This window comes from Ralstonia flaminis, from assembly GCF_958415495.1.
Taxonomy (GTDB): Bacteria; Pseudomonadota; Gammaproteobacteria; order Burkholderiales; family Burkholderiaceae; genus Ralstonia; species Ralstonia flaminis.
In genome coordinates this window covers 114,248-136,922 of sequence record NZ_CATZLL010000016.1, presented here as the reverse complement: position 1 = coordinate 136,922, position 22,675 = coordinate 114,248, and the positions used below count along the sequence as shown (strand labels likewise).

General features: G+C 62.3%; 30 protein-coding genes. 27 read left to right on the top strand and 3 right to left on the bottom strand.

Going from position 1 to position 22,675, the window contains the following annotated elements:
- The 19 genes from rplX to dsbD all read left to right on the top strand — a co-directional run bounded on the left by rplX (position 1) and on the right by dsbD (position 11,260).
- Positions 1-309: a 50S ribosomal protein L24 gene (gene rplX, locus R2N11_RS21975; protein WP_199033078.1), complete on the top strand. Its 309-nt coding sequence runs from the start codon at positions 1-3 to the stop codon at positions 307-309.
- A gap of 26 nt (positions 310-335) precedes the next feature.
- Complete coding sequence (rplE, locus tag R2N11_RS21970) at positions 336-878, top strand: 50S ribosomal protein L5 (RefSeq protein WP_009241894.1); 543 nt, start codon at positions 336-338, stop codon at positions 876-878.
- Positions 879-887: 9 nt separating this feature from the next.
- Entirely contained in the window at positions 888-1,193 is a 306-nt protein-coding gene (gene rpsN, locus R2N11_RS21965; RefSeq protein WP_004634486.1) for a 30S ribosomal protein S14, read from the top strand.
- Between the two features lie 27 nt (positions 1,194-1,220).
- Positions 1,221-1,616 carry a 30S ribosomal protein S8 gene (rpsH, locus tag R2N11_RS21960; protein ID WP_004634489.1) on the top strand — a complete coding sequence of 132 codons (396 nt, stop codon included), beginning with the start codon at positions 1,221-1,223 and terminating at the stop codon, positions 1,614-1,616.
- A gap of 12 nt (positions 1,617-1,628) precedes the next feature.
- The gene (gene rplF / locus R2N11_RS21955; RefSeq protein ID WP_199031760.1) at positions 1,629-2,162 is read left to right on the top strand and encodes a 50S ribosomal protein L6; all 534 of its coding nucleotides are present in this window, start codon (positions 1,629-1,631) and stop codon (positions 2,160-2,162) included.
- An 11-nt stretch (positions 2,163-2,173) separates the two neighbouring features.
- The gene (gene rplR, locus R2N11_RS21950; RefSeq protein ID WP_021197575.1) at positions 2,174-2,530 is read left to right on the top strand and encodes a 50S ribosomal protein L18; all 357 of its coding nucleotides are present in this window, start codon (positions 2,174-2,176) and stop codon (positions 2,528-2,530) included.
- Between the two features lie 21 nt (positions 2,531-2,551).
- Positions 2,552-3,070 carry a 30S ribosomal protein S5 gene (gene rpsE, locus R2N11_RS21945; RefSeq protein WP_013211230.1) on the top strand — a complete coding sequence of 173 codons (519 nt, stop codon included), beginning with the start codon at positions 2,552-2,554 and terminating at the stop codon, positions 3,068-3,070.
- A 22-nt stretch (positions 3,071-3,092) separates the two neighbouring features.
- Entirely contained in the window at positions 3,093-3,275 is a 183-nt protein-coding gene (gene rpmD, locus R2N11_RS21940; RefSeq protein WP_003264137.1) for a 50S ribosomal protein L30, read from the top strand.
- Positions 3,276-3,293: 18 nt separating this feature from the next.
- Positions 3,294-3,725 (top strand): 50S ribosomal protein L15, encoded by a 432-nt coding sequence (gene rplO, locus R2N11_RS21935; protein WP_021197574.1) that lies wholly within the window; start codon positions 3,294-3,296, stop codon positions 3,723-3,725.
- A gap of 57 nt (positions 3,726-3,782) precedes the next feature.
- A complete protein-coding gene (gene secY, locus R2N11_RS21930) occupies positions 3,783-5,105 on the top strand; it encodes a preprotein translocase subunit SecY (protein WP_021197573.1) in 1,323 nt (440 codons plus the stop codon).
- A gap of 29 nt (positions 5,106-5,134) precedes the next feature.
- The gene (gene infA / locus R2N11_RS21925; protein WP_003264140.1) at positions 5,135-5,353 is read left to right on the top strand and encodes a translation initiation factor IF-1; all 219 of its coding nucleotides are present in this window, start codon (positions 5,135-5,137) and stop codon (positions 5,351-5,353) included.
- A 30-nt stretch (positions 5,354-5,383) separates the two neighbouring features.
- Positions 5,384-5,500 (top strand): 50S ribosomal protein L36, encoded by a 117-nt coding sequence (gene rpmJ / locus R2N11_RS21920; RefSeq protein WP_003264141.1) that lies wholly within the window; start codon positions 5,384-5,386, stop codon positions 5,498-5,500.
- Positions 5,501-5,521: 21 nt separating this feature from the next.
- Positions 5,522-5,887, top strand: a complete 366-nt coding sequence (rpsM, locus tag R2N11_RS21915) for a 30S ribosomal protein S13 (RefSeq protein ID WP_039598709.1) — start codon at positions 5,522-5,524, stop codon at positions 5,885-5,887.
- Positions 5,888-5,911: 24 nt separating this feature from the next.
- Complete coding sequence (rpsK, locus tag R2N11_RS21910) at positions 5,912-6,313, top strand: 30S ribosomal protein S11 (protein WP_011002900.1); 402 nt, start codon at positions 5,912-5,914, stop codon at positions 6,311-6,313.
- Positions 6,314-6,515: 202 nt separating this feature from the next.
- The gene (gene rpsD, locus R2N11_RS21905; RefSeq protein WP_199031759.1) at positions 6,516-7,139 is read left to right on the top strand and encodes a 30S ribosomal protein S4; all 624 of its coding nucleotides are present in this window, start codon (positions 6,516-6,518) and stop codon (positions 7,137-7,139) included.
- A 241-nt stretch (positions 7,140-7,380) separates the two neighbouring features.
- Positions 7,381-8,361: a DNA-directed RNA polymerase subunit alpha gene (locus R2N11_RS21900; RefSeq protein ID WP_004634508.1), complete on the top strand. Its 981-nt coding sequence runs from the start codon at positions 7,381-7,383 to the stop codon at positions 8,359-8,361.
- Between the two features lie 141 nt (positions 8,362-8,502).
- Positions 8,503-8,898, top strand: coding sequence for a 50S ribosomal protein L17 (rplQ, locus tag R2N11_RS21895; protein WP_031330213.1), 396 nt, complete (start codon positions 8,503-8,505; stop codon positions 8,896-8,898).
- A 157-nt stretch (positions 8,899-9,055) separates the two neighbouring features.
- Entirely contained in the window at positions 9,056-9,394 is a 339-nt protein-coding gene (cutA, locus tag R2N11_RS21890) for a divalent-cation tolerance protein CutA (protein ID WP_316682368.1), read from the top strand.
- Positions 9,395-9,412: 18 nt separating this feature from the next.
- Positions 9,413-11,260: a protein-disulfide reductase DsbD gene (dsbD, locus tag R2N11_RS21885; protein WP_316682367.1), complete on the top strand. Its 1,848-nt coding sequence runs from the start codon at positions 9,413-9,415 to the stop codon at positions 11,258-11,260.
- Here dsbD and hemB read toward each other — a convergent pair whose 3' ends face one another.
- Positions 11,261-12,256: a porphobilinogen synthase gene (gene hemB / locus R2N11_RS21880; protein WP_199031756.1), complete on the bottom strand. Its 996-nt coding sequence runs from the start codon at positions 12,254-12,256 to the stop codon at positions 11,261-11,263.
- 150 nt (positions 12,257-12,406) lie between these two features.
- Positions 12,407-13,111 (bottom strand): ribosome biogenesis GTP-binding protein YihA/YsxC, encoded by a 705-nt coding sequence (gene yihA, locus R2N11_RS21875; protein WP_199031755.1) that lies wholly within the window; start codon positions 13,109-13,111, stop codon positions 12,407-12,409.
- Between the two features lie 256 nt (positions 13,112-13,367).
- Between yihA and R2N11_RS21870 the strand changes: the two genes are divergently transcribed.
- The 8 genes from R2N11_RS21870 to msrQ all read left to right on the top strand — a co-directional run bounded on the left by R2N11_RS21870 (position 13,368) and on the right by msrQ (position 21,333).
- Positions 13,368-14,027 (top strand): c-type cytochrome, encoded by a 660-nt coding sequence (locus tag R2N11_RS21870; protein WP_199031754.1) that lies wholly within the window; start codon positions 13,368-13,370, stop codon positions 14,025-14,027.
- Between the two features lie 122 nt (positions 14,028-14,149).
- Positions 14,150-16,369, top strand: coding sequence for a cytochrome c biogenesis protein ResB (locus tag R2N11_RS21865; RefSeq protein ID WP_316682381.1), 2,220 nt, complete (start codon positions 14,150-14,152; stop codon positions 16,367-16,369).
- A gap of 7 nt (positions 16,370-16,376) precedes the next feature.
- A complete protein-coding gene (gene ccsB / locus R2N11_RS21860) occupies positions 16,377-17,567 on the top strand; it encodes a c-type cytochrome biogenesis protein CcsB (protein WP_199031753.1) in 1,191 nt (396 codons plus the stop codon).
- Positions 17,568-17,680: 113 nt separating this feature from the next.
- Positions 17,681-18,106 (top strand): COG4315 family predicted lipoprotein, encoded by a 426-nt coding sequence (locus tag R2N11_RS21855; RefSeq protein WP_199031752.1) that lies wholly within the window; start codon positions 17,681-17,683, stop codon positions 18,104-18,106.
- Positions 18,107-18,133: 27 nt separating this feature from the next.
- The gene (locus R2N11_RS21850) at positions 18,134-18,688 is read left to right on the top strand and encodes an RNA polymerase sigma factor (RefSeq protein ID WP_199031751.1); all 555 of its coding nucleotides are present in this window, start codon (positions 18,134-18,136) and stop codon (positions 18,686-18,688) included.
- A gap of 8 nt (positions 18,689-18,696) precedes the next feature.
- Positions 18,697-19,572: an anti-sigma factor family protein gene (locus R2N11_RS21845; RefSeq protein ID WP_199031750.1), complete on the top strand. Its 876-nt coding sequence runs from the start codon at positions 18,697-18,699 to the stop codon at positions 19,570-19,572.
- A gap of 98 nt (positions 19,573-19,670) precedes the next feature.
- On the top strand, positions 19,671-20,666 hold the full coding sequence (gene msrP, locus R2N11_RS21840) for a protein-methionine-sulfoxide reductase catalytic subunit MsrP (protein ID WP_199031749.1): 996 nt from the start codon (positions 19,671-19,673) through the stop codon (positions 20,664-20,666).
- A gap of 7 nt (positions 20,667-20,673) precedes the next feature.
- A complete protein-coding gene (gene msrQ, locus R2N11_RS21835) occupies positions 20,674-21,333 on the top strand; it encodes a protein-methionine-sulfoxide reductase heme-binding subunit MsrQ (protein ID WP_316682366.1) in 660 nt (219 codons plus the stop codon).
- A 66-nt stretch (positions 21,334-21,399) separates the two neighbouring features.
- Here msrQ and lysA read toward each other — a convergent pair whose 3' ends face one another.
- Positions 21,400-22,659, bottom strand: coding sequence for a diaminopimelate decarboxylase (gene lysA / locus R2N11_RS21830; protein ID WP_316682365.1), 1,260 nt, complete (start codon positions 22,657-22,659; stop codon positions 21,400-21,402).
- Between the last annotated feature and the right edge of the window lie 16 nt (positions 22,660-22,675).

Sequence of the window (22,675 nt, the reverse complement as noted above, 5' to 3'; positions counted from 1 at the left end):
ATGAACAAGATTCGCAAGGGCGATCGCGTCATCGTTCGCACCGGTAAGGACAAGGGTAAGCAGGGTACCGTGCTGTCGGTGCTCGCTGAGCACGTGACGGTGGAAGGCGTGAACGTCGCCAAGAAGCACGTGCGTCCGAACCCGATGCTGGGTACCACGGGTGGTGTGGTCGACAAGATCATGCCCATCCATATTTCGAACGTTGCGCTCGTGGATGCCAATGGCAAGCCGTCGCGCGTCGGCATCAAGGTTGAAGGCGGCGTGAAAACGCGTGTCCTGAAGACCACCGGTGCTGCCGTCGGTGCTTGATTCTGGGCGATAGAGAGGAGTTGAGCATGACTGCACGTCTGCAAGAGTTTTACAAAGAGAAGGTTGTGCCCGAGCTGATCAAGCAGTTCGGTTACAAGTCCGTGATGGAAGTGCCGCGCATCACCAAGATCACCCTGAACATGGGTCTTGGCGAAGCCATCAATGACAAGAAAGTCATCGAGCACGCCACAGGCGACCTGATCAAGATCGCTGGCCAGAAGCCCATCGTGACGAAGGCCCGTAAGGCTATCGCCGGCTTCAAGATTCGCCAGGGTTACCCGATCGGCACGATGGTCACGCTGCGTGGCCAACGCATGTACGAATTCCTGGATCGCTTCATTACGGTGTCGCTGCCGCGCGTGCGTGACTTCCGCGGTGTGTCGGGTAAGGCGTTCGACGGTCGTGGCAACTACAACATCGGTGTGAAAGAGCAGATCATTTTCCCCGAAATCGAGTACGACAAGATCGACGCACTCCGTGGTCTGAACATCAGCATCACGACGACTGCGAAGAACGATGAGGAAGCGAAGGCGCTCCTCAATGCGTTCAAGTTCCCGTTCCGTAATTAAGGGGTTACCGTGGCTAAATTGTCTCTGATCGAACGCGAGAAGAAGCGTGCCAAGCTCGTGGCCAAGTACGCTGAGAAGCGCGCCGCTCTCGAAGCCATCGTGGCAGACCAAAGCAAGTCGGAAGAAGAGCGTTACGAAGCGCGCCTGAAGCTGCAAGCACTGCCGCGCAACGCGAACCCGACTCGTCAGCGCAACCGCTGCTCGATCACCGGTCGTCCCCGCGGTACGTTCCGCAAGTTTGGCCTGGCGCGTAACAAGCTCCGTGAGATCGCCTTCAAGGGCGAAATCCCGGGTCTGACGAAAGCCAGCTGGTAATCACGCACAGGCTACAGGAGAAACACTATGAGCATGAGCGATCCGATCGCCGATATGCTGACGCGTATCCGCAACGCGCAAGCGGTGGAAAAAGCGTCGGTGGTCATGCCGTCGTCGAAGCTGAAGGTGGCAATCGCCAAAGTCCTGAAGGACGAAGGCTACATCGACGAATTCGCCGTGACCGAGCAGGGTGGCAAGTCCACGCTGACGATTGGTCTGAAGTACTACGCTGGCCGTCCGGTCATCGAGCGCCTGGAGCGCGTCTCGAAGCCTGGTCTGCGTGTGTACAAGGGCCGTAACGAAATCCCGCAAGTGATGAACGGCCTGGGCGTTGCCATCATCTCGACCCCGCAGGGTCTGATGACGGACCGCCGCGCGCGCGCAACCGGTGTCGGTGGCGAAGTCATTTGCTACGTCGCCTAAGGGAGGGGAACCATGTCTCGCGTAGGTAAGGCTCCCATCGCGCTGCCCAAGGGCGCCGAAGTCAATTTCGCTGGTGGTCTGCTGACCGTCAAGGGCCCGCTGGGTACCCTGTCGCAGCCGATCCACGAGCTGGTCAAGGTCAACACCGACAACGGCACGATCACGTTCGTGCCGGCAAATGAGTCGCGTGAAGCCAATGCGCTGCAAGGTACGATGCGCGCCCTGACGGCCAACATGGTCAAGGGTGTGACAACGGGCTTTGAGCGCAAGCTGAACCTGGTCGGCGTGGGTTATCGTGCTTCGGTTCAGGGTACTGCCCTGAAGCTGCAGCTCGGTTTCTCGCACGACGTGATCCATGAGATGCCGGAAGGCGTGAAGGCGGAAACGCCGACGCAAACCGAAATCATCATCAAGGGTTCGGACAAGCAGAAAGTTGGTCAGGTCGCCGCTGAAGTGCGTGGCTATCGTCCGCCTGAGCCCTACAAGGGCAAGGGTGTGCGCTACGCCGATGAGCGTGTGATCCTGAAGGAAACCAAGAAGAAGTAAGGGTGCACATCATGAACAAAAATGACTCGCGTTTGCGCCGTGCACGTCAGACCCGCCTGAAGATTGCGGAGCTGAACGTTGCTCGCCTGGCTGTGCACCGTACTAACCTGCACATCTACGCGCAGGTCTTCTCGGAAGACGGCACGAAGGTTCTGGCTGCGGCCTCGACGGCAGAAGCCGAAGTCCGCAAGGAGCTGAACGGCAACGGTGGCAACACCGCGGCTGCCACCCTGGTGGGTAAGCGTATTGCTGAGAAGGCGAAGGCTGCGGGCATCGAAGCCGTGGCGTTCGATCGCTCGGGTTTCCGTTATCACGGTCGCGTGAAGGCACTGGCTGACGCGGCACGCGAAGCTGGCCTGAAGTTCTAAGCCGGCATAGAGGATATCGTCATGGCAAAAATTCAACCTAAGGTCCAAGGGGACGAACGCGACGACGGTCTTCGCGAGAAGATGATCGCGGTCAACCGCGTGACCAAGGTGGTCAAGGGCGGCCGGATTCTCGGCTTCGCTGCTCTGACCGTGGTCGGCGACGGCGATGGCCGTATCGGCATGGGCAAGGGCAAGGCTAAGGAAGTGCCCGTGGCCGTGCAGAAGGCAATGGACGAAGCCCGTCGCAAGATGGTCAAGGTCCCGCTCAAGAACGGTACGCTGCAGCACGAAGTGGTTGGCAAGCATGGCGCCGCTAAGGTGCAAATGATGCCTGCGAAGGACGGTACTGGCGTGATCGCCGGCGGCCCGATGCGCGCCATCTTCGAAGTGATGGGCGTGACGAACATCGTGACCAAGTCGCACGGTTCGACCAATCCTTACAACATGGTGCGCGCAACGCTGGACGGCCTGCGCAAGATGAGCACCCCGGCTGAAATTGCTGCCAAGCGTGGCAAGTCGGTCGAAGAGATCCTCGGCTAAGCCGAAGGGATAGGTGAACGATATGTCGCAGAAAACCGTGAAAGTCCAACTCGTGCGTAGCCTGATCGGTACGCGCGAAGACCACCGCGCCACGGTGCGTGGTCTGGGCCTGCGCCGCATGAACTCGGTGTCCGAATTGCAGGACACGCCGGCAGTGCGCGGCATGATCAACAAGGTGTCCTACCTGGTCAAGGTCATCGGCTAAGGCAAGACGGAGAAGAACATGCAACTGAATAACCTGAAGCCGGCAGCCGGCTCCAAGCATGCCAAGCGCCGCGTTGGTCGCGGTATTGGCTCGGGCCTGGGCAAGACGGCTGGTCGTGGTCACAAGGGTCAGAAGTCGCGTTCGGGTGGTTTCCACAAGGTCGGCTTCGAAGGCGGCCAGATGCCCCTGTATCGTCGTCTGCCCAAGCGTGGTTTCACCTCGCTGACCAAGGAATTCACCGCTGAAGTGCGTCTGGGCGACTTGGCGGGCCTGCCGATCGAGGAAATCGATCTGCTGTCCCTCAAGCAAGCCGGCCTCGTTGGCGAGATGGTCAAGAGCGCCAAGGTGATCCTGTCGGGCGAGATCGACAAGAAAGTGGTTCTGAAGGGCCTGGGCGCAACGGCTGGGGCGAAGGCCGCAATCGAAGCGGCCGGTGGCTCGCTGGCCTAATAGCCTGCTGTTTCACACTGACGGAGCATCCGTTTGGCCACGGCGAAACCTAATGTGATGGCCCAGGCCAAGAACACGGCCAAGTACGGCGATCTTCGCCGTCGGTTGGTGTTCCTGGTCCTGGCACTGCTGGTGTATCGGATTGGCGCGCACATTCCTGTGCCTGGCATCGATCCGGATCAACTGGCGCAGCTTTTCCAACGGCAGTCGGGTGGCATCCTCGGGATGTTCAACCTGTTCTCCGGTGGCGCGCTGTCGCGGTTCACGGTGTTTGCGCTGGGGATCATGCCGTATATTTCGGCGTCGATCATCATGCAGCTACTGACGATCGTGCTGCCGCAACTGGAATCGCTCAAGAAGGAAGGCCAAGCCGGCCAGCGCAAGATTACGCAGTACACGCGCTACGGTACGGTCCTCCTGGCGACGTTCCAGGCGCTCGGGATTGCAGTGGCACTCGAAGCACAGCCGGGTCTGGTTCTGGATCCGGGTCTGATGTTCCGAGCGACCGCAGTAATCACGCTGGTGACGGGCACGATGTTCCTGATGTGGCTGGGTGAGCAGATTACCGAGCGCGGTCTGGGCAACGGGATCTCGATCATCATCTTTGGCGGGATCGCGGCGGGATTGCCCAATGCCATCGGCGGGCTGTTTGAGCTGGTGCGCACAGGATCGATGGGGATTTTCTCTGCGATCCTGGTGGTGGCGATCATTGGTGCGGTGACTTTCGTGGTGGTGTTCATTGAACGCGGCCAACGCAAGATCCTCGTCAACTACGCCAAGCGGCAGGTTGGTAACAAGATTTATGGCGGTCAGTCGTCGCATTTGCCGCTGAAGTTGAATATGGCTGGGGTGATTCCGCCGATCTTTGCATCGTCGATCATTCTGTTCCCGGCTACGATCGCGGGCTGGTTTACAGCTGGCAACTCGACGAATCCGGTCACCCGTTTCGTCAAGGACCTGGCAGCAACGCTGTCGCCGGGTCAGCCGGTGTACATCCTGTTGTATGCGGCAGCGATCATCTTCTTCTGTTTCTTTTACACGGCGCTGGTTTATAACAGCCGCGAAGTGGCAGATAACCTGAAGAAGAGTGGGGCGTTCATTCCGGGCATCCGTCCGGGCGAGCAAACCACGCGGTATATCGACAAGATTCTGGTGCGTTTGACCCTGGCGGGTGCGATCTACATCACGCTGGTGTGTCTGTTGCCGGAGTTCTTGGTGCTGCGCTGGAACGTGCCGTTCTACTTTGGTGGGACGTCGCTGTTGATCATCGTGGTGGTCACGATGGACTTCATGGCGCAAGTGCAGTCCTACGTGATGTCTCAGCAGTACGAGTCTTTGATGAAGAAGGCGAATTTCAAGGGCAACCTGACGCTCCGTTAAAAAGAGCGGTCGCACGAAGCTAAAGAGACATGGCTAAAGACGACGTGATTCAGATGCAGGGTGAGGTGCTGGAAAACCTTCCCAACGCAACGTTTCGCGTCAAGCTAGAGAACGGCCACGTAGTGTTAGGCCATATTTCCGGCAAGATGCGGATGCATTACATCCGCATCCTGCCCGGGGACAAGGTGACGGTCGAATTGACCCCGTATGATCTGTCCCGCGCGCGCATCGTATTCCGGGCGAAGTGAGCGGACTGGAATTGAAGGAAGAGGAAAATCATGAAAGTGCTGGCTTCTGTTAAGCGCATTTGCCGCAACTGCAAAATCATCAAGCGCAAGGGCGTGGTGCGTGTGATCTGCTCGTCGGACCCGCGTCATAAGCAGCGCCAAGGCTAATTTCGCAAAGAGGATTGACGAATGGCACGTATCGCAGGGGTCAACATCCCCAATCACCAACATACCGTGATCGGCCTGACGGCTGTGTACGGTATCGGCCGCTCGCGCGCTCAGAAGATTTGCGAAGCCACCGGTGTCCCGACCAACAAGAAGGTCAAGGACCTGACGGACGCTGACCTCGAAAAGCTGCGTGACGAAGTCAACAAGTTCACCGTCGAAGGCGATCTGCGCCGTGAAACGACGATGAACATCAAGCGCCTGATGGACCTGGGCTGCTACCGTGGCGTGCGTCATCGCAAGGGCCTGCCGATGCGCGGTCAGCGTACCCGCACCAATGCCCGTACCCGTAAGGGTCCGCGCAAGGCCGGCGTCGCGCTCAAGAAGTAATCCGTCGGGTAAAGGATAGGAACTATGGCAAAAGCAGCGAATACCGCCGCCCAGCGCGCGCGCAAGAAGGTTCGCAAGAACGTCGCCGACGGCATCGCGCACGTTCACGCGTCGTTCAACAACACCATCATCACGATCACCGACCGTCAGGGCAATGCTCTGTCGTGGGCAACGTCTGGCGGCCAGGGCTTCAAGGGCTCGCGCAAGTCGACGCCGTTCGCCGCTCAGGTGGCTGCTGAAAGTGCTGGCCGCGTGGCGCAGGACCAAGGCATCAAGAACTTGGAAGTGCGCATCAAGGGCCCGGGCCCGGGTCGTGAGTCGGCCGTGCGTGCACTGAACAACCTGGGTATCAAGATCCAGGTGATCGAAGACGTGACGCCGGTGCCGCATAACGGCTGCCGTCCGCCGAAGCGTCGTCGCATCTAAGTGATTCGACCGGCCACGCCAGTTACTGGCGAGGTCGGTCTGCGGGTGCTATACTCGCCCGCTTGCCTGTCTTCCGGATTTTTCTGGAAGGCGGGTTTCGTCTTTTCATAAGCCCACCGTTCGCCTCGTTCCGATTGTGGAAGCGCTGGCGGACCATCCGCAGAGTTCAAGCTGTGGATGACTGATAACGAAGGAACGCAACGTGGCACGCTATACCGGCCCCAAGGCGAAACTGTCTCGCCGCGAAGGTACTGACCTTTTCTTGAAGAGCGCACGTCGCTCGCTCGCCGACAAGTGCAAGCTGGACAGCAAGCCTGGCCAGCACGGTCGCACTTCCGGTGCTCGCACCTCCGACTACGGCAACCAACTGCGCGAAAAGCAGAAGGTCAAGCGCATCTACGGCGTGCTGGAGCGTCAATTCCGCCGCTACTTCGCTGAAGCCGACCGCCGCAAGGGCAACACGGGTGAAACCCTGCTGCAACTGCTGGAATCGCGCCTGGACAACGTCGTCTATCGCATGGGCTTCGGCTCGACCCGCGCTGAAGCGCGTCAGCTGGTGTCGCACAAGGCGATTCTGGTGAACGGTCAAGCACTGAACGTGCCGTCGGCTCAGATCAAGTCGGGCGATGTGATTGCCATCCGCGAAAAGTCGAAGAAGCAAGTGCGTATCGCTGAATCGCTGACGCTGGCTGAGCAGACCGGCTTCCCGACCTGGGTAGCTGTGGATGCCAAGAAGATGGAAGGCACCTTCAAGCAAGCCCCGGACCGCGCCGATATCGCTGGCGATATCAACGAAAGCCTGATCGTCGAATTGTATTCGCGTTAATGACGATGCCCGTGCCGAAAGGTGCGGGCTTCTTGCGCTTTTTGGGGACGCTCATCGTCAACAAAATTGTGTTCGTGCGCCGGTCTTGTTTGGGCGCCGTAGCAAGCCGAGTCTTTACGTGCCGCAACGCGATTGCGGCACGCGCGTCTTCCGTCGCGGTAGACGCGACGGAATCTCTCCGGTCCAATCCGTCAGCCTTATCGGTGTAACGAGCCGAGGGTATTGAAATAGGACAACCTACATGCAAACAGCACTCCTGAAGCCCAAAATTATTGCGGTTGAGCCGCTTGGCGATCATCACGCGAAGGTCGTCATGGAACCGTTCGAGCGCGGCTACGGCCACACGCTCGGTAACGCGCTGCGCCGCGTGCTGCTGTCGTCGATGGTCGGCTATGCCCCGACCGAAGTCACAATCGCTGGGGTCGTCCACGAATATTCCACCATTGATGGCGTGCAAGAAGACGTCGTCAACCTGCTGCTGAACCTGAAGGGCGTGGTGTTCAAGCTGCACAACCGTGATGAAGTCACGGTGTCGCTGCGCAAGGAAGGCGAAGGTGTGGTGACTGCCGCCGATATCGAGCTGCCGCACGATGTCGAGATCATCAACCCGGGTCATGTTATCGCCAACCTGTCGGCTGGTGGCAAGCTGGATCTGCAACTGAAGGTCGAGCAAGGCCGTGGTTACGTGCCAGGCAACGTGCGCAAGTTCGGCGATGAGTCGAGCAAGGTCATCGGCCGCATCGTGCTGGACGCGTCGTTCGCGCCGGTGCGCCGCGTGTCGTACGCCGTTGAGTCCGCTCGTGTGGAACAGCGTACCGACCTCGATAAGCTGGTGATGAACATCGAAACCAACGGCGTGATCTCGCCGGAAGAAGCGATCCGCCAGTCGGCTCGTATTCTGGTGGATCAACTGTCGGTGTTCGCCGCACTGGAAGGCACCGAGAGCGCCGCTGAGGCCGCCGCCGCCCGCGCACCGCAGATCGATCCGATCCTGCTGCGCCCGGTGGACGATCTGGAGCTGACGGTGCGTTCGGCCAACTGCCTGAAGGCCGAAAACATCTACTACATCGGCGACCTGATCCAGCGTACCGAAAACGAGCTGCTCAAGACCCCGAACCTGGGTCGCAAGTCGCTCAACGAGATCAAGGAAGTCCTCGCTTCGCGTGGCCTGACGCTCGGCATGAAGCTCGAGAACTGGCCGCCCGCAGGTCTCGAGAAGTAATTGCAAGTTGTCGGCCGGTGCGTGTGCATCGGCCGGTTTTCCCGTCGTTGCTGTCTGAGCGGCCTATTGTTGAAGCTACCGGCCCGCACCTCGCAAGGGGTGATAGAAGAGCTGGTCAAACACTCTTAAGAAGGAATCATCATGCGTCACCGTCATGGTTTGCGGAAACTGAACCGCACCTCGTCGCACCGTCTCGCGATGCTGCGCAACATGTCCAACTCGCTGCTGCAGCATGAGCTGATCAAGACCACGCTGCCGAAGGCCAAGGAACTGCGCAAGGTTGTCGAGCCGCTGATCACGCTGGCCAAGAAGGACACCGTTGCTAACCGCCGTCTGGCTTTCGCACGTCTGCGCGACCGCGATATGGTCACCAAGCTGTTCACGGAACTGGGCCCGCGTTTCGCGACCCGTCCGGGCGGCTACACCCGTATCCTGAAGTTCGGCTTCCGTCAGGGCGACAATGCGCCGATGGCACTGGTCGAGCTGCTGGACCGTCCGGAAGTTGCCGAGGCTGTGGACGCCGAAGCCGCTGAGTAAGATCAGCTGAGGTTTGCCGGTGCGACACGTCGTCGCGCTGGATGAGCCGAAAGTGCGCGTTTCAGCGCGCATTACAATGAAGCCAGGATTCGCATCCTGGCTTTTTTGTTGTCAGCGCTCGGCGATTTAGCCATTGGGGCGCATCTGTGGAGTTTCCATGTCTGCCGGAACCGAAGTGCTGCTGGTGCTGACCAATCTGCCGGACGCCGATAGCGCCGACCGTGTGACCAAAGTCGTGCTCGAATCTCGGTTGGCCGCGTGCGTCAATCGCTTGCCGGCCTGCGCATCGACATACTGGTGGAATGGCGCCATCGAACAGGCGACCGAGATTCCGCTGTTGATCAAGACCACGCGCGCGACGTATCCCGTGCTCGAGGCGGTGTTGCGCAAGGCGCATCCTTACGAGGTGCCTGAGATCATCGCCATGCCGGTAACTGTGGGCTTGCCGGCGTATCTTGCGTGGGTGGCTGGCGAGACTCGGCCGCCTTCTGTTTGAAGTTAGATTGCCGTTGATATGACCTTTTCTTTGCCCTTGCCGATGCGGCGTGTGCTGCAGCTGCTGATGCTGCTGGTCGCTGTGCTGATGCTACGCGCGCCGGCGTACGCTGCAGACGATTTCCTGGCGCCCGAGCAGGCGTTCCGCTTTTCGGCCAAGCAGCTTGATGGACAGACTGTCGAGGTCAAGTTCGCCATTGCCGACGGTTATTACATGTACCGTGAGCGCTTGGCTGTGGCCGCGGATCCAGCAACAGTCACGTTCGCGCCACTTGAGCTGCCCGCAGGCAAGGTGAAGCACGACGAGAACTTCAACAAGGAGGTCGAGACCTATCGCCATGAGCTCGTCTTCCACGTGAAGGCGCAAGACGCATCGACACCGTTTACGCTGATCGTCACGTCACAAGGCTGTGCGGACCAGGGGTTGTGCTATCCGCCGATGAAGAGCCGCTTCCAGGTGGAGCCGGCCTCTGTGTCGAGTGTGCCGACGGCACCAGCTGCCGCGGTAGTCAATGGGGCCGAGTCCTCCTCCGAGGACAAGCTTGGCCGCATCGCCAGCACGCTGGGCAGCGGTAACCTTGGGGCGATCGCGTTGCTGTTCTTCGGCTTTGGTTTGCTGCTGACATTCACACCGTGCGTGCTGCCCATGTTGCCGATCATCTCGGCCATTGTGGTGGGCGAGCATGCCACGCGCATGCGTGCGGCGTTGGTGTCGGTGGCATATGTGCTGGGGATGGCGACGGTCTATACCGCGCTTGGCGTAGCGGCGGGCTTGGCGGGGCAGGGTCTTCAGGCTGCTTTGCAGAACCCTTGGGTATTGGGCGCGTTTGCGTTGCTGATTGCGCTACTGTCCTTGTCGATGTTTGGCCTGTACGAACTGCAACTGCCGGCGTCATGGCATCACCGCTTGACGCAGGCGTCCAACAAACTGAGCGGTGGTCAGATGATTGGGGCTGCCGTCATGGGCGCGCTGTCCGCGCTGATTGTTTCACCGTGCGTGACGGCACCGTTGGCGGGCGCGCTGGCCTATATCGCACAGACCGGTAATGCGGCAACGGGCGGCACAGCGCTGTTTGCACTGTCCATGGGGATGGGTGTGCCGCTGATTCTGGTGGGCGTGGGCGCCGGCAATCTGCTGCCGCGCTCGGGGCATTGGTTGACCGTCACCAAAGCGATCTTCGGTTTCATCCTGCTGGCCGTGGCTCTGTACATCGTGCAACCGGTGCTGCCAGCGTGGGCTGCGATGGTGGCCTGGGGCGCGTTGCTGATCGGCGCGGCGGTGTTTCTGCGGACGTTCGATTCGCTGCCAGACGGCGCGGGCAATGTGCAGCGCCTGGGCAAGGTGGTGGGCGTGGTGCTGGCGCTGGCGGGTGCGGCGCAACTGGTGGGCGTGGCCGCAGGTGGGCGTGATCCGCTGCAACCGTTGGCCGGCGTGCTGCGCGCGTCGACCGGTGCATCCACGCAAGCCGGGGCGCACGATCTGACCTTCAAGCGTGTGAAGAGTGCGGACGAACTCGACGCCGAGGTGCGCAACGCCAGCGCGTCGGGTCGCGCAGTCATGCTCGACTTCTACGCCGACTGGTGCGTGAGCTGCAAGGAAATGGAGCGCCTGACCTTTACCGATGCGCGGGTGCGCGCGGCGCTCGCCGATGTGGTGCTGCTGCAGGCCGACGTGACGGCGAACAATCCGGATGACCAGGCGCTGCTCAAGCGCTTCGGCTTGTTCGGGCCACCGGGTACGATCTTCTTTGATGCGCAGGGTCGTGAGGTGCAGGCCCGCGTGGTCGGCTTCGAGCGCGCCGACACCTTCCTCGCCAGCCTGCGCCGCGCGCTGGGCGCGGCACAGGCGGCGAAAACCTCCACCTGATCAGCCGCGCAGCAAGCGGGCGGCGTCCAGTGCGAAGTACGTCAGGATGCCGTTCGCGCCGGCGCGCTTGAACGCCAGCAGCGATTCCAGCACGACCTTGTCGTGATCCAGCCAGCCGTTCTGCGCGGCGGCTTTCAGCATCGCGTATTCACCGCTGACCTGGTAGACGTAGGTCGGGAAGCGGAACTCATCCTTCACGCGGCGCACGATGTCGAGGTACGGCATGCCGGGCTTGACCATCACCATGTCGGCACCTTCGGCGATGTCGAGCGCCACTTCGCGCAGCGCCTCATCCGAGTTGGCCGGGTCCATCTGGTAGGTCATCTTGTTGCCCTTGCCCAGATTAGCGGCTGAGCCCACCGCATCCCTGAACGGGCCGTAGAACGCCGACGCGTACTTGGCCGCGTACGCCATGATGCGCGTATAGATGTGGTCGTCGTTTTCCAGCGCCATGCGGATCGCGCCGATGCGGCCGTCCATCATGTCCGACGGCGCGACGATGTCCACGCCCGCTGCAGCCTGCACCAGCGCCTGGGCGGTCAGGATCTCGACCGTCTCTTCGTTCAGCACATAACCGTTGGCATCGAGCACGCCGTCCTGGCCGTGGCTCGTGTAAGGGTCGAGCGCCACGTCGGTCAGGATGCCGAGCTCCGGGAAGCGTGCCTTGAGCGCCTTCACTGCACGCGGAATCAGGCCTTCAGGGTTGGTCGCCTCGATGCCGTCCGGCGTCTTGATTGACGGCTCGATCACGGGGAACAGCGCCAGCACCGGAATGCCCAGCTGCACGCACTGCTCGGCCACGCCCAGCAACACGTCAACCGACACGCGTTCGACACCCGGCATCGACGGTACGGCCTGACGCACGTTGGTGCCTTCCAGAATGAAAACGGGGTAGATCAGGTCATCGGCCGTCAGGCGCGACTCGCGCATCATGCGGCGGGAGAAGTCATCGCGGCGCATGCGGCGCGGGCGATGGTCGGGGAAGCTTGCGGTCATGTCAGCGGACTCTAAGAACACACTGTGAAGTTTGAAAACTTTCGTGGCGATTATCCATCCTATGCACGGACAATGCGCCGGCGACGCTGGTGCAGCGTCCCCCGCGGCTCCTCCCTGACGCGGGTTCCCATCGATGGCTCGATGGGGTCGTTACCCCCGTTGCGCGTTTGGCGACGGGGTTTTTTTTGCCTGCTCGGCGGGTTGTGCGGCTGGCTCCAGGGCTTCGGGCAGGCACAGCCAGCCTGCGACAATTCGCTGCGCCTCTTCGATGCCGCGACGCTTCAGGCTGGAGAACAGCTGCACCGTGAGTGAAACGTCACCCTCGATCTGCGCTTGGTAGTCTTTCAGCACCTTGCGTGCTGCCATCAGCGCGCGCGACGCATCGTTGTTGGTCAGCTTGTCGGCCTTGGTGAGCAGCACGTGGATCGGCTTGCCCGTCGGCAGGAACCACTCGACCATCTGGCAATCGAGGTCGGTAAAGGGGCGGCGCGCATCCATCATGATGACCAGGCCGGCGAGTTGCTGGCGAGCCTGGACATAGTCGCCCAGCAGGTGGACCCAGTGCGATTTGGTTTCGCCGGGCGCTTCGGCGTAGCCGTAGCCGGGCAGGTCGACCAGGAAGCCGAGCGGATCTTCCGCTTTGGCCGGCATCACCGAGAAGTAGTTGATGTGCTGTGTGCGCCCGGGCGTCTTACTGGAGAAGGCCAGCCGCTTCTGGTTGCACAGGATGTTGATCGCGGTGGACTTGCCTGCGTTGGAGCGGCCCGCAAACGCGACTTCGGGCACGGCGGTCGCCGGTAAATCACGCAAATGATTGACGGTGGTAAAGAAACGGGCTTGATGCAGGAGCGACATGCGCGGCAGTGCCTGTAGACTGCAGTTCAGAACTGCGTGGTTGCTGCGCCGCGAGGTCGCATTGCAGAGGTGTTATTGTACAATACGCCGGTTTACGGACGTCCCCACCAGATCCGTCGCAGGACCGCCCCGAGGCCCGGGCCGGTCCGTTTTCATGCGCGAATCCGGTACAAGGAGAAGGGGATGCCCGGCGCCGCAGGGTCCGGCATTGGGCGGCGCACGCAGCATTCGAAAACAATCTAAACAAGGTGTGCGAATGAACCGCATCGCGAACGTTCTTGCTGTCGCAGCGCTGTCCCTGGCTTCGGCCTTCTCCGTGGCCCACGCCGAAGAGCAAAAAGTCGCCAAAGCCGACGCTGCACGCGGCGAAACGCTCTTCAACACCGGTGTTCCCGCCAATGGTGTGCCGGCCTGTACGAGCTGCCACGGTGCCGGTGGCAACAGCGCAATGAACGTCAACCCGAAGCTGGCGGGTCAGCACGCTGAATACATCGAGAAGCAACTCAAGGATTTCAAGGCCAAGACCGAACGTAACCATGCGGTCATGTCGCTGTACGCGGGTGCGCTGTCCGATCAGGACATGAAGGACATTGGCGCCTACCTGGGCAAGCAGGCGGCCTGGAAGCCAGGTTCGGCCAAGAGCAAAGACACCATCGAGCTGGGCCAGAAGCTGTATCGTGGCGGTGACGCCAAGCGCGGCATTGCGGCCTGCGCAGGCTGCCATGGCCCGACCGGTGCCGGCATTCCGGCGCAGTATCCGCGTATTGCGGGTCAGTTCTCTGAGTACACCGAGGCGCAACTGGTGGCGTTCCAGAGCGGCACGCGCAAGAACAGCGTGCAGATGCACGATCTGGCCAACCGCATGACGGCCGATCAGATCAAGGCTGTGGCCGACTACGTCGCTGGCCTGCGTTAATCTGCCGCACCCGACCGTCATGTGGCGGTCGCACAATCCATAAGAAGAACAGGGTGGCGGAGGCCCTAGCCTCGCCGCCCTGTTTTCGTTTCTGAACAGGCTGTCTTCGCATGTCTTCGCGCATCTCTTCTGCCTCCACTTCCGGCGTCCAGATTCGTTCCGGCCGTCGCGCGCTGCGCGAGACGGTCGAACTGCTGTCGTCGATGCGCTTTGCGATTAGCCTGCTGACGGTTATCGCCATCGCCAGCGTGATCGGCACGGTGCTCAAGCAGAACGAGCCGTACCCGAACTACGTCAACCAGTTCGGGCCGTTCTGGGCAGAGGTGTTCCGCTCGCTGACGCTGCCCACGGTGTACAGCGCGTGGTGGTTCCTGCTGATCCTGGCGTTTTTGGTGGTGTCGACCTCGCTGTGCATCGTGCGCAATGCGCCCAAGATGCTGGCCGACATGCGCGCCTGGCGCGAGAACGTGCGCGAGGGCAGCCTGCGCGCGTTCCATCACAAGGACGAATTCGACACGCCAGCCGATATGGCCACCGTGACGGCACGCCTGGCCGCGCTGGCGCAGAACCGGGGCTTTCGCATCAAGGCGTTCTCGCGCGACGGCGGGGCCACGCTCATCACGGCCAAGGCCGGCGCCGGCAACAAGATCGGCTACATCCTGGCGCACGCGGCCATCGTCATCATCTGCATTGGCGGGCTGCTTGACGGCGACATGATGATCCGCATGCAGATGTGGTTTGGTGGCAAGTCGCCCATCAAGGGCAATGCGGTCATCAGCGAGATCGGGCCGGAGCACCGGCTTTCGGTCTCCAACCCGGGCTTCCGGGGCAATGCGTTTGTGCCGGAAGGTTCGACCGTCAGCACGGCCATTCTCAATATTGCCGATGGCGCGCTGATCCAGGACCTGCCGTTCATGATCACGCTCAAGAAGTTTACCGTTGAGCATTACTCGACCGGCATGCCCAAGCTGTTCGCCAGCGATATCGTCGTGACTGACCGCCGCACCGGCAAGCAGGTTGACGCGCGTGTCGAGGTGAACAAGCCGTTCGTGTATGACGGCGTGGCGATCTACCAATCGAGCTTTGAAGACGGCGGCTCCAAGCTCAAGCTGACCGGCTTCCCGATGCTGGGGGGCGACGCCAAGACGTTCACGCTGTCCGGCGTGGTTGGCCAGGACACCAAGTTGACCGGCCACGGTGCGGGTTACACGGTTGAGTTCACCGACTTCCGCCTGATGAACATCGAGACGGTGACGGACGCCTCCGGCAAGCCAGACGCGCGCGGTGTCGGCAAGAAGGGCGGCAACAAGGGGGACGATGTGAGCGGCCTGCGCGCCGAACTGGGCAACGTCACCAAGATGACGCATGACCGTGACCTGCGCAACGTCGGCCCTTCGGTGCAGTACAAGCTGCGCGACGCCAACGGCCAGGCGCGCGAGTTCAGCAACTACATGCTGCCGGTTACGCTCGATGGGCAATCCGTGTTTCTGGCTGGCATGCGCACGCAGCCGGATGAGCCGTTCCGCTATCTGCGCATCCCGGCGGATGCGCAAGGCACGGTGAACGATTGGATGCGCCTGCGCGCCGCGCTGCAGAACTCGGCGATGCGTGCGGAGGCGGCGCGCCGCTTTGCGCTGCTCTCCATGCCCGGCGATGATCGCGCCGCACTGCGTAACCAGTTGACCGACAGCGCCCGTCGCGCGCTCGATCTGTTCGCCGGCGCTGCGGCGGATCTGAAAGACGCCCCCCCTGAAGCGCAGGGTGGTTTTGCCGCGATCGCTACCTTCCTGCAAAAGTCGGTGCCCGAAGGTGAGCGCGAGAGGGCCGCCGACGTGCTGATGAAGATCATCAACAGCGCGATGTGGGAGTTGTGGCAACTGGCCCGCGCGCAGGATGGCCTGCCCGCGCCCACTGTCGATGCGACGAGCAGCCAGTGGCTGCAGACCGCCATCAACTCGCTGTCGGACAATGTTTTCTACGGCGCACCTGTGTATCTGCAGCTTGCCGACTTCCAGCAGGTGCAGGCCAGTGTGTTCCAGCTCACGCGTGCGCCGGGCAAGAACATCGTGTATCTTGGGTCGTTGCTGCTGGTGCTGGGTGTGTTCTCGATGTTCTATGTACGGGAGCGCCGCTGGTGGCTGTGGATCCGACCGCAATCCGGTCAGGCCAACGAAAGCACCTCCGGCGCACATGTGCTGACCGCCATGTCGACCATGCGCCGCACGCTCGACTTCGACCGCGAGTTCGAGCGCCTCAAGCAAGATGTTCGCGCCGTGACGGGCGCCCCCGCTATCTCCGGTGCTGCCAGTGCAGCAGACACCGACCCCAAACCAATGAAGTGAGCAGGTGATGGAAGCGACCAATCCTCCCCAAACGTCTGTGGCGAGCGCTGATCTGGGTGCGCTACAGCGCCCGTCGTATTTCCGCCGGCTGGGCTGGTTTGACTGGCTGTTTGCCGTGTTGCTGGCTGCCGGCGCAGGCTATGCGTTCTCGCGCTACGGCGCCTATATGGATGGCTACGAGCGCGGCATTCTCGTCGCGGCCGTCCCCGCCTTCGCATGGCTGGGCTGGACGTGGAAGCCGGTGCGGGTCCTGATGATCGGCATTGCGGTGCTGTCGCTGTTCGGTATCTCGCAGTACAGCGGTGCGAACGGCCCCGAACTCGCCCGCGCCGAGCACGCTTTCTTCCTCAAGTATTTCCTCGCCAGCCAGTCGGCCATCCTGTGGATGAGTGCGCTGATCTTCCTGTCCACACTGTTTTTCTGGGCAGGGTTGGCGCTGCGTTGGGAGGCGGGCAGTTCGATCGGCAGCAAGCTGTGCTGGGCCGCTGTGGTGCTGGGGCTGACCGGCATGCTGGTGCGCTGGTATGAGTCCTACCTGGTGGGGGCGGACATCGGGCACATTCCCATCTCGAACCTCTATGAAGTTTTCATCCTCTTCACGCTGATCACGTCGCTGTTCTACCTGTACTACGAGCAGCGCTACAAGACGCGCGCGCTGGGTCCGTTCGTGATGCTGGTGGTGTCGGCGGCGGTGGGCTTTCTGCTGTGGTACACGGTGTCGCGCGGTGCGCAGGAGATCCAGCCGCTGGTGCCGGCGCTGCAGAGCTGGTGGATGAAGATTCACGTACCGGCCAACTTCATTGGCTACGGCACGTTTGCGCTGGCCGCGATGGTGGGCGCGGCTTACCTGCTCAAGGAGCACGGCATTCTGGCGGACCGCCTGCCGTCGCTCGAAGTGCTGGATGACGTGATGTACAAGGCCATCACTGTTGGCTTTGCGTTCTTCACCATCGCCACGATCCTGGGCGCGCTGTGGGCAGCAGATGCCTGGGGCGGCTACTGGAGCTGGGACCCGAAGGAGACCTGGGCGCTGATCGTCTGGCTGAACTATGCCGCCTGGCTGCATATGCGCCTCATGAAGGGCCTACGTGGCCGCATGGCGGCGTGGTGGGCGCTGATCGGCCTGCTGGTCACGACCTTCGCCTTCCTGGGGGTGAACATGTTCCTGTCGGGCTTGCACAGCTACGGCGAACTCTAAGTCACAAAAAATCCTCAGCGGACTGGAATAAAGACGCGCCTAGCGTGTTTACTGCTCTGTGAGGGCGCCTCATCTTTCCCCGCGTCGCGCCCCTCCCACCCAAGGAGAACAAAATGAGCCAGTCCGCAACTTCCTCCCTGTTGTCCAACGCACGCCTGGCGCTTGCCGGTGCCGTGGCGCTTGCCGCACTCGGCTTGGCCGGTTGCAGCGCCATGGGCATGGGGATGTCCACGCCGATGGCCGTGAAGGTGACCAACGGCACGCTCACCGACGCGCACGGCATGACGCTGTACACGTTCGATCGTGATGCTACGGCCGGCAAGAGCGCCTGCAACGGCAAGTGTGCCGACAACTGGCCGGCGCTGGCTGCCAATGATGCCGATCAGCCGTCGGGCGACTACACCATCATCACCCGCGACGACGGCAAGAAGCAGTGGGCCTACCACGGCAAGCCGCTGTACCTCTGGAGCAAGGACAAGATGCCCGGCGACCAGACTGGCGACGGTTTCATGAACGTCTGGCACGTGGCCAAGCCGTAAGCACCGCCGCCCGACTGCCCGCGCTTCATGACCGACCTTGCCGGCCGCCTGATCGCGCTGACGCCGCGCTTGCGCCGTCACGCCCGCGGCCTGGTGGGTGACGCCACCCGCGCCGACGATCTCGTGCAGGACACGCTGGAACGGGCTTGGCGCTACCGCTGGCGTTTCCAGTTGCGCCCGAGGTTTGGCGCAGGGTTCAGCGGAAGCGGCGAGAGCGACGGGCTGTTCGCATGGCTGTTGACCATCATGCATCGCCTCCATCTGAACGCCGTGCGCCGGCCGGATCGGATTGACCTGACCGACACACCGCCCGACATCCCCGTCGACGAGGACCCCGGCCTGCGCCGTGATCTGCTGCGCGCGCTGGCTGCGCTGCCGGAGGATCAACGCGCCGTGCTGTTGCTCGTCGGGCTGGAGCAGCTCGCCTACAAGGAAGCTGCTGATGTGCTCGGTGTTCCGCTGGGCACGGTGATGTCGCGCCTGTCGCGGGCGCGCGAGCGGATGCGTGTAGCGCTGGACGGGGTGTCCACCGCGCCGGGGGCTTCCGGTGATGGCAGTACCACGCTGCACCGAGTGAAGTGAGGCCGACCATGTCTGCCGATGTTTCCCACACCGCCATCCACATCGACGAGCTCCACGCTTACGCCGATGGCCGCCTGGCCGCTGCACGCCGTGCCGCCGTGGAGGCGTACCTTGCCGCGCACCCCGGTGCCGCCGCCGAGGTGGCCGGCTGGCGCAAGACCGATGCGCAGCTCCATCGCGTGCTGGATCCGCTGCTCAACGAGCCGGTACCCCCGCGGCGCATTCCGGCGGCCATTCTGGCCGCTGCGCAGCAACCGCAGCCTGCGCGCGGCTTTGGCGCGATGCGTGGCTGGAGTGCGCTTGCGCTGAGCGTGGCTTGCCTGATGATCGGTACCGGCGCGGGCTGGCTCAGCCGGGGTGCTTTGGAGCACACCGTGCCGATGCAACGTTTCGCCAGCGACGCGCTTGTATCGCACGTCGTCTACTCGCCTGAGTCGAAGCATATGGTGGAGGTGCCAGCCAACGAAGAGGCCCATCTCGTCACATGGCTGTCGCGGCGACTGGATGCGCAACTGCACATCCCCGACCTGACGCCGCTCGGCTACCGGCTGATCGGTGGGCGTCAGACCGTATCGGCGGATATGCCCACGGCCATGCTGATGTACGAAGGACCAGACGGCACGCGCATCTCCGTGCAGTTGCGGCGCATGCCGAACAATCGCGACACCGGCTTCCGTCTGGAAACGCTGACGCCAGACAACCGTGTGCTGCAGGCAATCCACCCAGCGGTCGATCACCCGCAGCCGATGGCGTTTTACTGGGCTGATCACGGGTTGGGGTTTGCGGTGTCCGGGCCGCTGGCGCGAGCGCAGTTGCTGGAAGTGGCGCAGACGGTTTTCCACCAGTACAGCGAGTTCACCGGAGCGTCTGAGCGTAAGGAATAGCGCTGCAGAAATTTTTCGCCGCGCGCTGTCAGGTAGCCGGCGCTGGCGCGACCAAGGACCATGGGAGCCAGACTCCCGCATAACGAGGACCACTGATCATGCTGATCAAGACCGACCGCTGGCTGCGCGGTGAAGACATCCCCGCCAGCGAGATCACCCCGCAGCACATCTTCGAGCAGCGCCGTCGCTTCCTGGCCGCTGCCGCCATGGGCGCGGCTGGCGCAACGCTGGCGCCGTGGGCATCCCGCGAGGCGTTCGCCGCCAATGCGCCGCTGGCCAAGCTGGCCGCCAAGCCGAACCCGGCCTACACCACGGTCGAGAAGGCTACGCCGTACGACCAGGTCACCACGTACAACAACTTCTACGAGTTCGGCACCGACAAGTCCGACCCGGCACGCTACGCCGGCACACTGCGGCCGCGCCCCTGGCAAGTCAGCGTGGAGGGGCTGGTGAAGTCGCCCAAAACCTACGACCTGGACGACCTGATGAAGCTCGCACCGATGGAAGAGCGCGTCTACCGCCTGCGCTGCGTCGAGGGCTGGTCGATGGTGATTCCGTGGGTGGGCTTTCCGCTGGCCGAACTGATCAAGCGGGTGGAGCCGCAGGGCAGTGCCAAGTACATCCAGTTCATTTCGCTGGCGGACAAACGGCAGATGCCCGGCGTCACCAGCCCGGTGCTGGAGTGGCCGTACAGCGAGGGCCTGCGCCTGGACGAGGCGATGCACCCGCTCGCGCTGCTCACCTTCGGCCTCTACGGCCAGGTGCTGCCGAACCAGAATGGCGCGCCGGTGCGTGTGATCGTGCCGTGGAAGTACGGCTTCAAGAGCGCCAAGTCGATCGTCAAGATCCGCTTTGTCGACAAGCAGCCGCCGACGAGTTGGAACATTGCGGCGTCCAATGAGTACGGCTTCTACTCCAACGTGAACCCGACCGTGGATCACCCGCGCTGGAGCCAGGCCACCGAGCGCCGCATCGGCGAGGACAAGGGCGGCTTCGGCGGCCTGTTTGCGCCCAAGCGCAAGACGCTGATGTTCAACGGCTATGACCAGGTTGCACCGCTCTACGCAGGCATGGATCTGCGCAAGAACTTCTGAGGGCACTATGAAACTGCTGCCGCCCATGCTGTCGCCCAAGCAACTGCGCGTGATGAAGATTGCCGTGTGGCTGGTGGCGCTCGTGCCGTTCCTGCGCATCGTCTTCCTGGGCGCAACCGATCAGTTCGGGCCGAATCCGCTGGAGTTCGTCACGCGCTCGACCGGCACTTGGACGCTGGTGCTGCTGTGCTGCACGCTGGCCATTACGCCGCTGCGTCGCATCACCGGCATGAACTGGCTGATCCGCATCCGCCGCATGCTGGGCCTATACACGTTCTTCTACGGCACGATCCACTTCCTGATCTGGCTGCTGGTGGATCGCGGGCTCGATCCGGCGTCGATGTTGAAGGACATCGTCAAGCGCCCGTTCATCACGGTGGGTTTTGCGGCCTTTGTGCTGATGATTCCGCTGGCGGCGACGTCCACCAACGCGATGGTCAAGCGGCTGGGCGGCAAGCGCTGGCAGTGGCTGCACCGTCTCGTGTACGTGACGGGCGTGCTCGGTATCCTGCACTATTGGTGGCACAAGGCCGGCAAGCACGACTTTGCTGAGGTGTCGATCTACGCTGCGGTGATGGCGGTGCTGCTGGGGTTGCGCGTGTGGTGGGCATGGCGTGGCGCGCGGCAGGCCAGCATGGCTGGCGGCGCGATGCCTGCGCGTGATTGATCGGCGCGGGATCGCCAAAGAAAAAGCCTCGCAATTGCGAGGCTTTTTCTTTGCGGTGATGCGGCTCTATGCCGGGAACAGATGCTCGCCGCGGATCTGGTCTTCAAAGCGCTCACGTTCACGCGCCAAGTGCACCTTGTCGCCATCAACGATGACTTCCGCTGCACGATTGCGCGTGTTGTAGTTCGAGCTCATCGTGAAGCCATAGGCGCCGGCCGACAGGATCGCCAGCAGATCGCCGGCCTGCACGGCCAGTGAGCGATCACGGCCAAGCCAGTCGCCCGACTCGCACACCGGGCCGACCACGTCGTAGATGACCGGTGCGCTTTCGCCTTCGCGCACCGCAACGATGTGGTGATACGCCTCGTACATCGCGGGGCGGGCCAGATCGTTCATCGCCGCATCGACAATGCAGAAGTTCTTGGATGCACCCGGCTTGAGGTATTCGACACGGGTGAGCAGCAGGCCAGCGTTGCCCACCAGTGAGCGGCCCGGCTCGAACAGTACGGTCCGATCGCCAAAGCCGCGCTGTTCGACACGGTCCAGCAGCGTGCGTGCGAAGGCGGTGATATCCGGCGGCGTCTCGTCGGTGTAGGTGATGCCCAGGCCGCCGCCCACGTCGATGTGCGAGAGACGGATGCCTTCGGCGTCGAGCTTGGTCACCACGTCGAGCACCTTGTCCAGCGCATCCAGGTACGGCGACACCTCAGTGATCTGCGAGCCGATATGGCAGTCGATGCCGACCACACGCAGGTTGGGCATCGCGGCAGCGGCGCGGTAAGTCGGCAGCACCTCGTCAAAGGCCACGCCGAACTTGTTGCCCTTCAGGCCGGTCGAGATGTACGGGTGCGTCTTGGCATCCACGTCCGGGTTGATACGCAGCGACACGGGCGCGGTTTTGCCCAGCGATGCGGCCACGTCGTTCAGACGATGCAGCTCGGGAATCGACTCCACGTTGAAGCACGCCACGCCGACTTCCAGCGCGAAGCGCATTTCATCCGCGCTTTTGCCCACGCCGGAGAACACCACCTTCGACGCTGGCGCACCCGCAGCCAGCACACGCTTGAGTTCACCTGCCGAGACGATGTCGAAGCCCGCACCCAGCTGAGCGAACACTTGCAGCACGGCCAGGTTCGAGTTGGCCTTCATCGCGTACTGCACATGCGCGTTGCGACCCTCGCACGCGGCGGCGTAAGCGCGATAGTTGGCCGTGAGCGCAGCGCGCGAATACACATAGGTTGGCGTGCCGAATTGCGCGGCAATCGCGTCGAGCGCGACGCCTTCGATCATTAGGGCGCCGTCCTGGCGGATCAGGGACTCGGACATGGGTGAGGAGCAATCA